The sequence below is a fragment of the Arhodomonas sp. AD133 genome (genome assembly GCF_051195215.1).
GTDB lineage: Bacteria > Pseudomonadota > Gammaproteobacteria > Nitrococcales > Nitrococcaceae > Arhodomonas.
The window spans coordinates 22,550-36,508 of record NZ_JBNAZM010000014.1; the positions used below are offsets into that span (position 1 = coordinate 22,550).

Below are 13,959 nucleotides of genomic sequence, written 5' to 3' on the forward strand. Positions count from 1 at the left end.
CCCGCTTCACGATCCTACACGCAGTCGTCGCGGTCACTGCCGGCGCGCTCCAGCTCCAGGATAGTCCGTTGGCCTTGCCGGGCCAGCGTGATGCGAACCAGTCGCGAACCATGCCCTGCAAGGGTGACCCGAACGACATCGCCGCTCGGGCCGGGATCCACGGTACCACCCGGTAGCTGGTCAGGCCGTTCGAGCTGGATCCGCCATGCATCGGTATCACCAGTGACTGCGACGTCGAACCCGACACGCAGCGCCGCCGTCTCACCGAGCGCCAGCGCCCGCAGCGCCTGCACGACAGCGGCCAGGCTGGGCGAGCGGGCAAGCGAGAACGTTCGTTCGTCATTGGCAGAATCGATGGTGACGGTGTCGCCATGCACCCGCACCACGGCCTCCCGGCCGTCGGGATGGTGGGTGCGCTTGAGAAAGCGCCCATCCCTGAATACAGTGAGCTCTCCGTGGAGTTTCACCGGCTCACTGAGCAGACCACTATCGCGGATCTCGCAGAACGCATGTGTCTGCGACGGCACCGTCAGCGCCAGACGGGCGACCACCGCGTCCAGGCTCACTCCGGCTCCACTAGCCGCGTCGGCCCACCACAGCAAGATCGTCACCACCATCAGCCGCCACGGGCGCATGGTCGAGCTCCTGCCAGAAATCGTAGAAATTGAACCAGTTGCAAGGCGATGTGCGGCAGTACGCCGCGAGGCGATCGGCATAGGTCTGCAGCCACCCGGCAACCGCGGCCTCGCGCTTCCCCCCTGCCGGCAGCCGGAGCTCGTGGCAGAGTACCTCGAAGTGCGCATCGTAGCGCCCCCAGCCACGATTGAGACCGAAGCACAGCACTACGGGCAGCCGCAGGGCGTGTGCGATGCGCAATGGCCCCTCGGGCAACGCGACCTCACCGTCGAGCAGGCGGCAGGTATGCTGCCGCGTGCCCGGCGGGGCCCGGTCGCCGAGCATGCCCAGGCTTTCACCGGCCGCCACTGCCTCCCCCGCCGCCAGTAGCCCGTCGATACCGCCGATGGGGATGACACGCGCCGCCTGCTCCGGATTGATCGCTGCCAGCACGCGGTCGGCATGTTGGTGCTGCTCGCGGTACATGAGCGGGCGCACGGCAAGGCTCGGGTGAGTATCGGCCAGTCCACGCAGCACCTCGAAACTCCCCAGATGCGCCCCGAGGAGCAGACACGGGCGTGAGCCCAGCAGATCCAGAGCATCGTCCCCGCATACCGGGCGAACGCGAATCCCTCGGCGGCGTCCGGCGAGCAGGAACACCCGGTCCAGCAACGTGCAGGCGAACCGCCAGTGATGGCGGTAAACATCCCGCCACGTGGGCGCACGGTCCAGCGCCCGTGCCAGGTAGGCCCGGGAGACGGCACGGCTGCGCGCAGAGACGAGTACGAAGTAGAGCGTTACCACATGGACCAGCGGATAGATGGCCGTGCGCCCGCACGCAAGGGCAAGACGCACGATCAGTGTGATGCTCCAGCGACTGCCGCGCCCCGGATTCACCGTCCAGTGCGGTGCGTCCTCGCGGTTCAGCCGCATGCCGGCCCCTCACCGTCGTCGGCCACTTCCAGCTCGCCGCGGGCCACCTCTTCGCCATCGGTGGCGGTTACGCGGAAACGCAGACGGGCAGTACCCTGCCGCAGGTGGACCTCGCAGCACCGCCCGGGCACCAGCGGCTGCAGCAGACGGGCGCTCGCCACCGCGACAACTTCGTGGCCCGCGGCCTCGGCGCAGTCGAGGACATGTTCGAGAATCACCACGGCGGGCACGATGGGCCGCCCCGGGAAATGGTCGGGCAGACATGGATGATCGGCAGGTACCACGAACGAGCCGGTCATGACACAGCCTCACCGAGATGGTCCCGATACATGGCCTCGAGGCTGGCACGGGTAATCTTGCCGGCGGCATTGCGGGGCAGTGCTTCGACACACACCAGCGGTCGCGGCACGAAAGCCGGGTCCACCTCATCGCGCAGACACGCCCGTAACTCTACCGCTTCCCTGCCGGGCGCCACCACGAAAGCGACCAGACGACGCACCTCGCCGTTGCCGCTTTCGGCGGGAACGTGGACGACCGCATCCTCGACGCCCGGCAGCGCGAGCAGACGTGCCGTGATGTCACCAAGGGAGCCACGTTTGCCGGCGACGTTGACGAGATCGCTCTCGCGGCCTTCGAGGGTGAAACACCCGTCCCGGTGAACGCGCACGCGATCGGCGAGACGCACGATCTCCGCAAGGTATGGGGCGGTCACGTCAGCACGGCCGCCCGTACTCGCGCGCACGCGCACGCCGCGACACGGCTGCCAGACCGACTCCTGTGCCGTCCGGCGAGTAGCCACGGCGCCCGCCTCGGTACAGCCGAAGAGCTCGTAGACGGGAGCCTCGAGCACCGACTCGGCATGCGCGGCAAGGGAACTGTCGAGCGGCGCGGTGGCCGATAGCACGAACGCCGGCGACGCAACGGCCTGGCCACTGCGCAACAGCGCACGCAGGTGCACCGGCGTGGTCACGAGCACGGCGGGCGCATCACCGGCTGCCAGCGCGGCGGCGATATCCGCCGGAAACAACGGCCGCGTCGCCTGCAACAGCCCCCCGGCACGCAGCGGCAGCATGATCGACGCCTCAAGACCGAAAACATGCTGGCCCGGCACGGTGGCCACCACCCGCATGCCCGCCTCGAATGGCAGACGTTCGCCGAGCATATCGCCGACGTCGGCGAATGCCGCCCAGCGCTTGTCGTGCTCCGTCGGGCAGCCGGTGGACCCGGATGTGAATACCCGGGCGGCAACGCGATCACCGGGAAACACCGGCACGGACCCCGCCGGGGGCGCCGGAGAGAGCCGATCGATGCGCACCGGTGTGGCCGTCTCGAAACCATCGCCGTCGGCTACGAAGCAGGCGCGCGGATAGGTCCTGCGAAGCCGACGAACGGTCTCCGCAGCGTGATCGTGGGGCATGAGACAGGGCACATCCGCGTGCAGCGCCGCCAGCAGCGACACCGCGACGTTGAGCCGGTCATCCGTCAGGGCGACCAGGGCATCGGCTGTACCCGCCACCGCAGCGAGGGCGCGGGCATGCGCGTCCATCTCCGCGAGCGTGAGCGCCTCCCCGGCAGCGGTGACGGCCACCGGGACCTCCGGCCGCCGGTCACCAAAGAACGGCAGTGGCCGCGCGACCGTCACGAGCCGTCCCCCAGACGGCGCCAGTCGGTGCTCAGCATGCGCGTCCACAACGTGCCCGGGCGGTCCGGCACACCGAAGCGGTGACACCGCCAGGCGAACTCCAGCGCGAACACCCCGGCGACGATGGCGTAGTTGACACCGTTGGTCATCAGCGACCAAAGCGACGGCGGCGCGAACAGCGCGAGCGCCAGCGCCTCGATGGCGAGCAGGCCCAGCACGAGTGCCCAGACGGTGGTGAGCCGCCGGGCATACGTGGCCTTCGACGGACGCCGGTCACCCATGACGTCCTGAACGAAAGCCTGGATCAACGGGCGCCGCCCCGGCATAAGCGAGCGCGCGAACAACCACGCAAGCCCGAGGGGGATCAACACCGGCGGCAGGTAGAGCGCAAGCGGCACGGCAACCGCAAGATCCAGCGCGGCGGCGGCGGACAGCCCGAGCATCACAGCCCAAAAGCCCGCTCCCCCCGGCCAACCGGCCTGGCGCACCCTCTCGGATAACCCGAAGACCGCGACCAGCCCGACGAGGCTCAACTGTGGATACCCCGCGGACACCACGGCATGGGACCAGGCCGGATAAGCCAGCACCATGGCGGCCGCTAGCACTCCGCGCATGGCCGGCTACTGCACCCGATGCGTCTCGATGTGCGCCGCCAGCGACCGGATCGACGCGAAAATCCGGGCGTTGTCCGGATCGTCCGAACGCAACTGAAACCCGTATCGCCGCGAGATCTCCACCGCGAGCTCCAGCGCGTCGATGGAATCCAGTCCCACGCCTTCGCCGAACAGCGGCGTCTCCGGCCCTACGGCCTCATGATCGACGTCTACATTCAAGGCCTCGGCGATGAGGTCAGCGACCTCACGCTCCATTTGCGTCAATTCGCCCATAACGAAAGCTCGTTGGAATAAGGTATGCGCTCTCGAGGCAACATCGGCCACCTGTGCCGCCACAGCTCGCTACGCCCCCGCGCGTGGCGGACGATTCTACAATAGCGCGCCACGGGCACAACCGGCGCGCTTTGACCGCGGTCGCCACGGGCCGCAGTGGCCATGCCATTCCATCGTGTCAACGGAGGGCACCATGAACACGGAGACGGCGCAGTGGGACGCCATCGTCATCGGCGGCGGACCGGCCGGGAGCGCCACCGCCACCGAGCTCGCCAGGTACGGCTGGCGGGTGTTGCTGCTGGAGATGGCGCGCCACCCGCGCTTTCACATCGGCGAATCCCTGCTGCCGTTGAGCCAGCCGCTATTCGAACGGCTCGGCGTCGCCGAGGCCGTCGCCCGTATTGGTCTGCGCAAGAACGGTGCGACATTCGTCTCCCCCTGGCATGAAGGCGAGCAACGCTATTACTTCGACCAGGCCATCGATCGGCGTTACACCAGCGCATGGCAGGTACGCCGTGCAGAGCTCGACGCCCTGCTGTTCGACAACGCAGCGACCCGCGGCGTCGACGCACGCAGCGGCTGGACGGTCACCGACGTGGCGTTCCGCACCGGCGGCGGCGCCCTGGTGCAGGTGCGCGACCCGGACGGCGCCTGCCACCAGCTCGCCTGCCGCCAGCTCGTCGACGCCAGCGGTCGTCACAGCCTGCTCGCCCGCCGGGGTGACGGGGTACGACGCAACCGCCTGCACAACAGTGCCGCTGTCTATGCCCACTTCCGCGGTGCCCGTCTGGACACCGGTCGCGATAGCGGCAATATCCGGGTCTACTGGTTCGAGCAGGGATGGCTTTGGTTCATCCCGTTCCGCGACGGTGACGTGAGCGTCGGCGCGGTATGCTGGCCGGCCCACCTCAAGCGCCGGCGCACCGACCTCGACGGATTCCTGGACGAGACCATCGAGCGCTGCCCGGATCTCGCCGCGCGCCTGTGCGACGCCGAGCGCATCCGCGGCGCGGAGGCCACCGGCAACTTCGCCTATCGCGCCCCGAAGCTAATGGGCCGGGACTGGATACGCGTGGGTGACGCCTATGCGTTCGTCGATCCGGTTTTCTCCAGCGGCGTGCACCTGGCATTGAGCGGTGCGTTCTCCGCCGCCGAGGTGATACACGCGCGCCTGGCGGGGCGACGCCTTCGGGCCGCCCGGGCCGCGTGGCGCTACCTCCGCCAGCTCCACTGCGGACTCGCCCGGTTCTCCTGGTTCATCTATCGCTTCAATCAGCCGGCGTTGCGCGAGATGTTCATGGCGCCGAGCGACGCGGTGCGCATGCGCGAGGGCGTCACGTCAGTACTCGCCGGCGACGTCCACGGCACCACCCCGATCGCCCGACCGCTGTGGGCGTTCCGGATTTGCTATTACGGCTTCTATCTTCGCGGATGGCGCGCCAACCGCCAGGCACGGCAGCAACGGCGTGAAGCCATGGGTCTTGGGTGAGGCATTCTGAATACACGACGCCCGCGCGGGTTACCCCAGCGCGGGCGTCGGCGTGGGCCGTTTAGGGCACCGGCGGTCGCCGGCTGACCCCTGGCTTTAGAAGCGGCGCGGGCCGCGGGAGGGCTTGCGGTCCTCCGCCTCGTTGATGCGCAGGGTGCGGCCACCCATCTCGGTGCCATTCAGCGCCTCGATGGCAGCATCCGCCTCGGACGGACCCATCCGCACGAAGCCGAAGCCCCGCGGCCGACCGGTCTCGCGGTCGGTAATCAGCCGCACCTCGTTCACCTCGCCGTAAGCGGCGAACAGGTCACGAACCTCGTCCTCGGAGGCGCTGAAGGGCAGGTTGCCCACATAGATCGATTTCATCGTAAACACACTCATCCATACACTGCCGGCCTGGCTAAGGACGCGGCAGATCAAACATCACGTCTTGGAGGCAGGAGATCGCTCCGGAGGGAGAAAGCCCCTGCCGCGGAGCGTTGCATCGGCGGCGTCGCGGCTGCGCGACGGAAGCGGAGATCCGGAACCGAGGGCAGTCGGCGTCGCTTTGCGAACGCACCGGGTTCGACATTACGGTTTTCAACAGGGGTTTGCAATCACAAATTTGTGACAGCGACAGACGGCGGGCGCCGCACCAGTGTCCTGATTCGGCATTTCGCTGTCTTTCTGCGCGTCATGGCGCTGCTGTCGCCAGACGGTGACGGGAAGGCGTGGCGGCCCCCACGTCGAGCGGCACCAACACCGCGACAGCGGCGCCATGACGCGCCCAACGAAATGCCGATTCAGGACACTACCCGCGCAGGCGCTCGGCGAGCGCCGCCTGCACCCGCGGGTGCACGAACCGGGTCACGTCGCCGCCGAGCGCAGCCACCTCCCGCACCAGACTGGAGGAGATGTAGGCATACTGCTCCGCCGGCGTGAGGAACATGGTCTCGACACCGGGGACGAGCTGGCGGTTCATGCTGGCGAGCTGGAACTCGTGCTCGAAGTCCGACACCGCCCGCAAGCCACGCAGGATGACCTGGGCGCGGCAGGCAGTGACGAAATCCGCCAGCAGCGTCTCGAACGGGCGCACCTCCACATTGGGTAGATGGCCGACCACCGCCGCAGCGAGGCTCACGCGTTCCTCGAGCGTGAATGCCGGCCGCTTGCTCGCACTGGGATAGCCGGCGACGCCGACGATGATCCGGTCGAACAGCCGGGAAGCGCGCTCCACGAGGTCGCCGTGGCCGTTGGTGATGGGATCGAATGTCCCGGGATAGACCGCTACCACGCCCATGACGGGGCTCCTCTCACTGGCGCCGGTAGAGCCGGTAGGCGACTCCTCCGGCAACGCCTTCGCGAACCGGGGCCCAGCGCTCGGGCAGTGGCGGCAACGCACGGTGACTGTCCGCCTCCACGTACACCAGCGCGTCGGTGGCGAGCCAACCGCCCGCCTCGAGCCCCGTACAGACCGGCCCGATGATAGCCGACCTGAAGGGTGGATCAAGAAATACCAGGTCGTAAGGCTGTGACTGACCAGCAAGAAAACGCCGGGCATCGGCGTTGAGCACACGTATCCGCCCGTCGGCATCCAGCGCGCGCACGTTCTCGCGCAGCGCCGCGACAACCCGCGCGGACCGCTCCACGAGGACGACTTCGCGGGCGCCCCGGGAGGCCGCCTCCAGGCCCAGGGCACCACTGCCGGCGAACAGGTCGAGGCATCGAGCCCCGGCCACGTCCGCCTGAAGCCAGTTGAACAACGTCTCTCGCACCCGCTCGCCGGTGGGGCGCAGGCCACCGGCGGCGGGAAAGGCGAGCCGGCGGCCGCCCCACTCACCGGCGATGATGCGCAGGCGATTACGAGTCGCCGCCATCACTCCCTCCGGCGCCGATGATCTCAGCCGGCCCAACGAGAACGGTAATCTGACGACCGGGATCGATCACCGCCCCGAACACGTCGCCAACGCGCTCGGCGGAGACGGCGCCGATATCGTCGCGGAATCGCTGCAGGTAGTCCGGCGGCAGGTCGTAGAACGCAATCATGGCGATGTAGCTGACCAGGTCGCGATTGCTGTCGAAATTCAGCGGAAAGCTACCGGTGATATTACGCCGCGCGAGCTCGAGACGCTCCGGTGCCGGCGCCTTGTCGTGGAATTGCTGAAGCGTCTCGCGCAGCACCGTCAGCGCCTCGTCGAGGGCCGAGTTGCGCACTTCGGTGTCCATCTGGAACCAGCCGCCCGCCGCCGCCGCGGAGAGGCCGCTCGACGAGTTGTAGGACAGCCCCCGTTCGTCGCGCATGCGCTCGGTGAGAATGGAGACCATCCCGCCACCGCCAAGGGCATGGTTGGCGAGATACAGCGGCACCCAGCGCTCGTCGCCGCGGGCGACGGCGGGCTGGCCGATGATCACGTGGGTCTGGGTGGAGTCGAAAGGCACGCGCACCGTGCGGCTACTATCGAGCTCGGGCGTCGGCGGCAACGCCGGCGCCGCCTCGCCGGCGGGGCGAGCGGATGCGAGCTCACGGGCGAGCGCCTCCGCGCGATCGCGGTCGAGGTCGCCGACGATGGCGATGGTGGCGTTGGCGGCACCGTAGTAGCGCTCGTGGAAGGCGCGGACGTCGGCGCGCTCGATGGCGGCCAGACCCTCGCGCGTGCCCGCCGGTGGCGATGCGTAAGGATGATCACCGAACAGCGCCCGCATGAACGCACGCCCCGCGCGATCGCCCGGGTCCTGCTTGGCGTAGCGCAGCGACACCTGCATCTGCTCGCGCACACGCTCGAAGGCCGTCTGTTCGAAGGCCGGTGCCGCCAGCACACCGGCGAGATGCCCCACCGCGGCATCCAGGTTCTCCCCCCGACTCAAGCTGCGTAGATGGACCCACGCCATGTCGCGGGCGCTACCGGTGGACACGCGTGCCCCCACCTGCTCGAAGCGCCGGGCGATCTCACCGGCACTGGCGGCGTCAGTGCCCTCGAGCAGGAGGTTGTTGGTGAGCCCCGCGAGCCCCGGGCTGTCGCCGTCGCGGGCCGCACCGGCGTCGAAGACCACGCGCACGTCCACGATGGGCAACTCCCGCGCGGGCACGAACGCCACCCGCGTCCCCCCCTCGGTCTGCCAGTGCTGGACGTCCGGCACCGCCATGGCCGCCGACGGAACGATTAGCGCGACGAGGACCGCCGCAATCAACAGGCGTCGCATGGATTATCGCTCCTCACTCTTGTCACTATCGACCCCGTCCTGTTCGCCGGGACGGAGAATGCCCACGGTCAGGCGTTCCGGGGTGAGATACGCGCGCGCAACGCGCTGGATGTCGGCAGCGGTCACTGCGCGAATGCCGTCCTCGTAGCCCTTGAGCCACTCCCAGCCAATGCCGGTGGTCTCCAGGCGACCGATGCGCATCGCCTGGTAGAACATGGAGTCGAGCTGAAAGAGGTGGTCGGCGAGGAGCTGATTGCGCGCCCGCGCCAGCGCCTCGTCGCTCACCGGCTCCTCGCGCAGCGCCGCGACCTCCTCACGCAGCGCCCGCTCCAGGGCCTCCGGGGCCGTACCGCTGGTGGGCGAGCCCTCCAGAGTGAACCGGGTCTCGAGGCGGCTGGTCGACGAATAGCCGGCACTCACTCCGGCGGCGATCTCGCGGTCTCGCACCAGCCGCTGGGGCAGGCGCGCGCCGTCGCCGCCGTCGAGCACCGTGGCAAGCACCTCCAGCGCGTAGACGTCGGCGGCGTACCCGGCCGTGGCCGCGGAGGGGACCTGGTAGCCGACGATCACGTGAGGAACATCGGCGCGATCGTCACGTGCCTCGAACCGGCGCTCACCGGGCGCCGACAGAGTGGGTTCGTGACGCGGCGCCGGCGCCTCGCCGCCGGGCACCGGGCCGAAATGCTCGCGGGCAAGGTCGAAGACGTGCTGCGGATCCACGTCGCCGACCACCACCAGCGTGGCATTCGCGGGCGTATACCAGCGCTCGTACCACGTGGCGAGGTCATCCAGGCGCAAGCTTTGCAGGTCCGCGGGCCAGCCGATGATCGGCTGCCGGTAGGGGCTCACCGGATAGGCGATGGTGTTGAAGCGCTCGCCAAAGGCCGACAGGGGTTGATCCTCGATGCGCAGCCGGCGCTCCTCGATGACCACCTGCAACTCTTTGGCGAAGGCGCCCTCGTCCAGCCGCAGCCGGTGCATGCGCTCGGCCTCCAGGCGGAAGGAGGTCTCCAGGCGGTCAGCGGAGAGCTGCTGGAAGTAGGCAGTGTAGTCACGCCCGGTAAAGGCGTTCTCACGCCCGCCCTCGCGGGCGACGATGCGCGAGAACTCACCCGGCGCCAGCGACTCGGTGCCCTTGAACATCATGTGCTCGAGCACGTGGGAAACACCGGTGATGGGCGAGTGCTCGTAGCTCGAGCCCACTCGGTACCAGATCTGCGAGACCACCACCGGCGCACGATGGTCCTCGCGCACGATCACCTGCAAGCCGTTGTCGAGCCGTGTCTCGCTCACTGGCCACTGCTGGGCGGCCGCAAGGGGTGCGGTGGCGAGCCAGGCGAATGCCGCGAGCGCGCCTAGCCAATATCGTCGTGTCATGGTTGTCGCTGCCAAGGCCTCGAAAAGGAGTGGTAGGATACCAACCCGTTTGTACCCACCGAGCGTCGTGAGGTTCCATGTTCGGGTTCGGCCGCCGCAAGAAGGGCAAGCAGCAACCGTCTGACGGGCACGAAAGCACCGACGCGACCGAGTCGCCGGCAACCGATGCAACCGTACAGACCGGCGGGACGGCAAGCGCCCCGTCGACCACGGGGGATCCCCCCGGGCCGGCACGCGCCGGGCGCGATAAGCCCGGCGGCGGCTGGCTCAAGCGCCTGCGCGCGGGTCTGCGGAAAACCGGTGACGGCCTCTCCAGCCTGTTCCTCGGGCGCAAGAGCATCGACGACGACCTCCTCGAAGAGCTGGAAACCCAGCTGCTGATGGCCGACGTCGGCGTGGAGGCGACCCAGAGGATCATCGACGACCTGACCGCACGCCTGCGCCGCAAGGAACTCGCCGACGCCGCGGCACTCCATCGCGCGCTGCGCGAGGACATGCTCGCCATACTCGAGCCGGTGAGCACCCCGCTCACCGTGGACGGCGCCCGGGCACCGTTCGTCGTGCTCACCGTCGGCGTCAACGGCGTCGGCAAAACCACCACGATCGGCAAGCTCGCCGCCCAGTGGCGCGATGACGGGCACTCGGTACTCCTCGCCGCCGGCGATACCTTCCGTGCTGCCGCCGTGGAACAACTCAAGGTCTGGGGCGAGCGTACCGGCATCCCGGTGATCAGTCAGCCCACCGGCGCGGACGCCGCCTCGGTGGTCTACGACGCGCACGAGGCCGCCCGCGCCCGCGGCGCGGACGTCCTGATCGCCGATACCGCCGGGCGGCTGCACACTCAGAGCAACCTCATGGAGGAGCTCAAGAAGATCCGCCGGGTACTCGGCAAGCAGGACGACTCCGCCCCCCACGAGGTATTGCTGGTGGTGGACGCGGGCACGGGTCAGAACGCCCTCTCCCAGGCCAGACAGTTCCACGAGGCAGTAGGGGTCACCGGCGTCATCATCACCAAGCTCGACGGCACCGCCAAGGGCGGCGTGGTGCTGGCCATGGCGCAGCAGCTCGGCCTGCCCATCCGCTACATCGGCGTCGGCGAGCAGGCCGAGGACCTGCGGCCGTTCCGCGCCGAGGAGTTCGTCGACGCCCTGCTCGCCACCACACCGGAGGCCGACGAGCGGGCATGATCCGCCTGGAGGGCGTCACCAAGCGCTATCCGGGCGGGCGCGAGGCACTCGGCCACGTCAGCCTCCACGTCCGCCCCGGAGAGCTGGCATTCGTCACCGGCCGTAGCGGCGCGGGCAAAAGCACCCTGCTGCGCCTCATCCCGCTTCTGGAGCGCCCCACGCGGGGCAGCGTGACAGTGGGCGGCGCGAATCTCGGCCAGCTAGCACGGCGACGCATCCCGCACCTGCGTCGCGGCATCGGCATGATCTTTCAGGACCACCGCCTGCTTCACGACCGCACCGTGTTCGACAATGTGGCCCTGCCATTGGTCATTGCGGGGGTACCCCGCCGTGAGATGGCCCGACGGGTGCGCGCCGCGCTCGACAAGGTGGATCTGCTACGCCTCGAACGCGCGCACCCTGTCACGCTTTCGGGCGGTGAACAGCAGCGCGTGGGTATCGCGCGGGCGGTGGTCAGCCGCCCCCCGGTACTGCTCGCCGATGAGCCTACGGGCAACCTCGACCCCACGCTCTCGGCGGAGATCATGACGCTGTTCCGACGCTTCAGCGAGCTCGGCGTAACGACCCTGATCGCCACTCACGACGTGGACCTGGTCGACCGCCTCGGCCACCGCCGCATTCACCTGGCCGATGGCCGCGTGGCCGGCGACGAGCCTGCACGGAGCGCTTCCTGATGGCTGCCCGCGGCGAACGACGCTCGTGGCGTACGCGGCTGGGCATCTGGGGCGAGCACCATGCCCGGGCCCTGGTCGGTGCACTGGGGCGTTTCCGGGCCAGCCTGGCACCCGGGCTGATGACCGCAGCGGTCATCGGTATTTCCCTCGCCCTGCCCGCCGCGTTCCTGCTGCTAATGGACAACGCCGAAGCCATCGCCGGCGACTGGCAGGGACGTACGCGTATGTCGGTATTCCTCGACAAGGATCTCGACGACAGTGCCGCGCAACGTCTTGCCGAGGCGGTGCGCGGCCGCGGTGACGTCGCCGGCGTGCACCTCATGCCCCCGGAGGAGGCCCTCGCCGAGTTCCGGGCGCACACGCGACTCGACCGCGCCCTAGCGCTTCTCGAGGACAACCCGCTGCCGGCGGTACTCCTGGTGGAGCCGGCACGGGGACTGCCCCCGGCTGACATCGAAGCGCTGGCAACCGCCCTGAAGGACCGCCCTGAGAGCGCCGAGGTGCGCCTGGACCGCGAGTGGGTACAGCGCCTCCACGCCATCCTGATGCTGCTGCAACGGGCAGTATGGCTGCTCACCGGCCTGCTCGGTGTCGCGGTGGTGTTGGTGATCGGCAACACGATTCGCCTGGACATTGAAAACCGCCGCGAGGAAATCGCCATCACGAAGCTGATCGGAGCCACCGACGGGTTCGTCCGGCGGCCATTCCTTTACGCCGGTCTGTGGTATGGCCTGACAGGAGGCGTGATCGCCAGTGCCCTGGTGGAAGGCGCCTACCTGCTGCTCTCCGGGCCTGCCAACGCGCTCGCGACAAGTTACGGCAGCCCGTTCCGGCTGGCCGGCCTGGACGCCGCGGGCCTCGCCACGCTCATCGGTTGCGGCATGCTGCTCGGCCTGCTCGGCTCATGGCTCGCCGTGGGGCGACATCTGGCCGCCATCGAACCGCGTTGATCGGCTGGCCCTTGAAAACGTCCACAGCAGACATATAGTCCGAAAGGGAACTTTCTAAGGGTGGTCGGCATCCAACGCTACAGACCATCCCGTGTGCGTCGAACGACGCCCACGCATCCGGCTTCGACAAGGGGGAAGCCATGGAGATGACCAAGGCCATTGCCCGTACCGACCTCAACAGCCTGCCGCTGCATGCAGGCAGTGAGGATCATTACATTCAGGCGGTAAACCGCGTTCCGACGCTGAGCGCGGAAGAGGAGCACGACCTCGCCGTCCGCTATCGCGACGACAACGACCTCGACGCAGCTCGCTGGCTGGTCATGTCACACCTGCGCTTCGTCGTGCACGTAGCGCGCGGCTATACCGGATACGGCCTGCCGCTCGCCGACCTCATCCAGGAAGGCAACATCGGCCTGATGAAGGCAGTCAAGCGCTTCGACCCGGACGTGGGCGTGCGCCTGGTCTCCTTCGCAGTGCACTGGATCCGCGCCGAAATCCACGAGTTCATTCTGCGTAACTGGCGGATCGTCAAGGTCGCGACCACCAAGGCGCAACGCAAGCTCTTCTTCAACCTGCGTGGATCGAAGAAGCGCCTCGGGTGGATGAACCGCGCGGAAGTGAACGCCGTCGCCAAGGACCTCGGCGTCAAACCCGAGACGGTGCTGGAGATGGAATCCCGCCTTTCAGGCCAGGATGTCGGCTTCGACCCGCCGGAGAACAGTGACGACGAGGACAACACCCCGCGCGCACCGGCGGCCTACCTCCAGCACGCCGGTGTGGATCCGGCCATGGAAATCGAAGGCAATGACTGGACGAGCCATCAGCAGGATGCGTTGCACGAAGCCCTGGCGGGGCTCGACGAACGCAGCCGCGACATCATCGCCCGGCGCTGGCTGAACGACGCCAAGGCGACGCTGCAGACACTCGCCGACGAATACGGCGTCTCCGCCGAGCGTATCCGCCAGCTCGAGAAGAACGCCCTGAAGAAACTGCGGGGCGCGATGGCCGAAGCGGCCTGACGCCAC

16 protein-coding genes are annotated in these 13,959 nt (G+C 68.5%); 5 read left to right on the forward strand and 11 right to left on the reverse strand.

All coding sequences use genetic code 11. The features are described from left to right. Window positions 1–14: 14 nt before the first annotated feature. The 6 genes from ACPEES_RS10225 to ACPEES_RS10250 are packed head-to-tail and all read right to left on the reverse strand — an operon-like array spanning window position 15 to window position 4,077. Window positions 15–635, reverse strand: coding sequence for a LolA-related protein (locus ACPEES_RS10225; protein WP_435103372.1), 621 nt, complete (start codon window positions 633–635; stop codon window positions 15–17). Further along, complete coding sequence (locus ACPEES_RS10230) at window positions 577–1,548, reverse strand: lipid A biosynthesis acyltransferase (protein ID WP_435103373.1); 972 nt, start codon at window positions 1,546–1,548, stop codon at window positions 577–579. The genes ACPEES_RS10225 and ACPEES_RS10230 overlap by 59 nt, the downstream gene beginning before the upstream one ends. Further along, window positions 1,539–1,847, reverse strand: a complete 309-nt coding sequence (locus ACPEES_RS10235) for an ACP dehydratase (protein ID WP_435103374.1) — start codon at window positions 1,845–1,847, stop codon at window positions 1,539–1,541. Before ACPEES_RS10235 ends, ACPEES_RS10230 begins: the two co-directional genes overlap by 10 nt. Next, entirely contained in the window at window positions 1,844–3,190 is a 1,347-nt protein-coding gene (locus ACPEES_RS10240) for an AMP-binding protein (RefSeq protein WP_435103375.1), read from the reverse strand. The genes ACPEES_RS10235 and ACPEES_RS10240 overlap by 4 nt, the downstream gene beginning before the upstream one ends. Next, the gene (locus ACPEES_RS10245; protein ID WP_435103376.1) at window positions 3,187–3,804 is read right to left on the reverse strand and encodes a ketosynthase; all 618 of its coding nucleotides are present in this window, start codon (window positions 3,802–3,804) and stop codon (window positions 3,187–3,189) included. Before ACPEES_RS10245 ends, ACPEES_RS10240 begins: the two co-directional genes overlap by 4 nt. A gap of 6 nt (window positions 3,805–3,810) precedes the next feature. Further along, complete coding sequence (locus ACPEES_RS10250; RefSeq protein ID WP_435103377.1) at window positions 3,811–4,077, reverse strand: phosphopantetheine-binding protein; 267 nt, start codon at window positions 4,075–4,077, stop codon at window positions 3,811–3,813. A gap of 193 nt (window positions 4,078–4,270) precedes the next feature. On the opposite strand from ACPEES_RS10250, the gene ACPEES_RS10255 reads away from it, so the two are divergent. Continuing rightward, entirely contained in the window at window positions 4,271–5,566 is a 1,296-nt protein-coding gene (locus ACPEES_RS10255; RefSeq protein WP_435103378.1) for an NAD(P)/FAD-dependent oxidoreductase, read from the forward strand. Window positions 5,567–5,662: 96 nt separating this feature from the next. On the opposite strand, the gene ACPEES_RS10260 is transcribed toward ACPEES_RS10255, so the two are convergent. The 5 genes from ACPEES_RS10260 to ACPEES_RS10280 all read right to left on the reverse strand — a co-directional run bounded on the left by ACPEES_RS10260 (window position 5,663) and on the right by ACPEES_RS10280 (window position 10,123). After that, complete coding sequence (locus tag ACPEES_RS10260; RefSeq protein WP_435103379.1) at window positions 5,663–5,932, reverse strand: RNA recognition motif domain-containing protein; 270 nt, start codon at window positions 5,930–5,932, stop codon at window positions 5,663–5,665. Between the two features lie 424 nt (window positions 5,933–6,356). After that, window positions 6,357–6,845 (reverse strand): pantetheine-phosphate adenylyltransferase, encoded by a 489-nt coding sequence (gene coaD / locus ACPEES_RS10265; protein WP_435103380.1) that lies wholly within the window; start codon window positions 6,843–6,845, stop codon window positions 6,357–6,359. Between the two features lie 13 nt (window positions 6,846–6,858). After that, window positions 6,859–7,422 carry a 16S rRNA (guanine(966)-N(2))-methyltransferase RsmD gene (rsmD, locus tag ACPEES_RS10270; protein WP_435103381.1) on the reverse strand — a complete coding sequence of 188 codons (564 nt, stop codon included), beginning with the start codon at window positions 7,420–7,422 and terminating at the stop codon, window positions 6,859–6,861. Further along, on the reverse strand, window positions 7,406–8,746 hold the full coding sequence (locus ACPEES_RS10275; protein ID WP_435103382.1) for a M16 family metallopeptidase: 1,341 nt from the start codon (window positions 8,744–8,746) through the stop codon (window positions 7,406–7,408). Before ACPEES_RS10275 ends, rsmD begins: the two co-directional genes overlap by 17 nt. Window positions 8,747–8,749: 3 nt before the next feature. Beyond that, window positions 8,750–10,123 (reverse strand): M16 family metallopeptidase, encoded by a 1,374-nt coding sequence (locus tag ACPEES_RS10280; protein ID WP_435103383.1) that lies wholly within the window; start codon window positions 10,121–10,123, stop codon window positions 8,750–8,752. Window positions 10,124–10,200: 77 nt separating this feature from the next. Between ACPEES_RS10280 and ftsY the strand changes: the two genes are divergently transcribed. The 4 genes from ftsY to rpoH all read left to right on the forward strand — a co-directional run bounded on the left by ftsY (window position 10,201) and on the right by rpoH (window position 13,953). After that, the gene (gene ftsY / locus ACPEES_RS10285) at window positions 10,201–11,310 is read left to right on the forward strand and encodes a signal recognition particle-docking protein FtsY (protein WP_435103384.1); all 1,110 of its coding nucleotides are present in this window, start codon (window positions 10,201–10,203) and stop codon (window positions 11,308–11,310) included. Then, on the forward strand, window positions 11,307–11,984 hold the full coding sequence (gene ftsE, locus ACPEES_RS10290) for a cell division ATP-binding protein FtsE (protein ID WP_435103385.1): 678 nt from the start codon (window positions 11,307–11,309) through the stop codon (window positions 11,982–11,984). Before ftsY ends, ftsE begins: the two co-directional genes overlap by 4 nt. Beyond that, complete coding sequence (gene ftsX, locus ACPEES_RS10295) at window positions 11,984–12,934, forward strand: permease-like cell division protein FtsX (RefSeq protein WP_435103386.1); 951 nt, start codon at window positions 11,984–11,986, stop codon at window positions 12,932–12,934. The genes ftsE and ftsX overlap by 1 nt, the downstream gene beginning before the upstream one ends. A 146-nt stretch (window positions 12,935–13,080) precedes the next feature. Then, on the forward strand, window positions 13,081–13,953 hold the full coding sequence (gene rpoH, locus ACPEES_RS10300; protein ID WP_435103454.1) for an RNA polymerase sigma factor RpoH: 873 nt from the start codon (window positions 13,081–13,083) through the stop codon (window positions 13,951–13,953). Window positions 13,954–13,959 lie beyond the last annotated feature (6 nt).

What these genes read in the sequence shown, in the direction of transcription:
- ACPEES_RS10225 (WP_435103372.1), bottom strand. Translation starts at nt 635, where the DNA reads ATGCGCCCGTGGCGGCTGATGGTGGTGACGATCTTGCTGTGGTGGGCC.
- ACPEES_RS10275 (WP_435103382.1), bottom strand. Translation starts at nt 8,746, where the DNA reads ATGCGACGCCTGTTGATTGCGGCGGTCCTCGTCGCGCTAATCGTTCCG.
- ftsY (WP_435103384.1), top strand. Translation starts at nt 10,201, where the DNA reads ATGTTCGGGTTCGGCCGCCGCAAGAAGGGCAAGCAGCAACCGTCTGAC.
- ftsX (WP_435103386.1), top strand. Translation starts at nt 11,984, where the DNA reads ATGGCTGCCCGCGGCGAACGACGCTCGTGGCGTACGCGGCTGGGCATC.
- ACPEES_RS10260 (WP_435103379.1), bottom strand. Translation starts at nt 5,932, where the DNA reads ATGAAATCGATCTATGTGGGCAACCTGCCCTTCAGCGCCTCCGAGGAC.
- ACPEES_RS10235 (WP_435103374.1), bottom strand. Translation starts at nt 1,847, where the DNA reads ATGACCGGCTCGTTCGTGGTACCTGCCGATCATCCATGTCTGCCCGAC.
- coaD (WP_435103380.1), bottom strand. Translation starts at nt 6,845, where the DNA reads ATGGGCGTGGTAGCGGTCTATCCCGGGACATTCGATCCCATCACCAAC.
- ACPEES_RS10250 (WP_435103377.1), bottom strand. Translation starts at nt 4,077, where the DNA reads ATGGGCGAATTGACGCAAATGGAGCGTGAGGTCGCTGACCTCATCGCC.
- ftsE (WP_435103385.1), top strand. Translation starts at nt 11,307, where the DNA reads ATGATCCGCCTGGAGGGCGTCACCAAGCGCTATCCGGGCGGGCGCGAG.
- rpoH (WP_435103454.1), top strand. Translation starts at nt 13,081, where the DNA reads ATGACCAAGGCCATTGCCCGTACCGACCTCAACAGCCTGCCGCTGCAT.
- rsmD (WP_435103381.1), bottom strand. Translation starts at nt 7,422, where the DNA reads ATGGCGGCGACTCGTAATCGCCTGCGCATCATCGCCGGTGAGTGGGGC.
- ACPEES_RS10245 (WP_435103376.1), bottom strand. Translation starts at nt 3,804, where the DNA reads ATGCGCGGAGTGCTAGCGGCCGCCATGGTGCTGGCTTATCCGGCCTGG.
- ACPEES_RS10230 (WP_435103373.1), bottom strand. Translation starts at nt 1,548, where the DNA reads ATGCGGCTGAACCGCGAGGACGCACCGCACTGGACGGTGAATCCGGGG.
- ACPEES_RS10255 (WP_435103378.1), top strand. Translation starts at nt 4,271, where the DNA reads ATGAACACGGAGACGGCGCAGTGGGACGCCATCGTCATCGGCGGCGGA.
- ACPEES_RS10280 (WP_435103383.1), bottom strand. Translation starts at nt 10,123, where the DNA reads ATGACACGACGATATTGGCTAGGCGCGCTCGCGGCATTCGCCTGGCTC.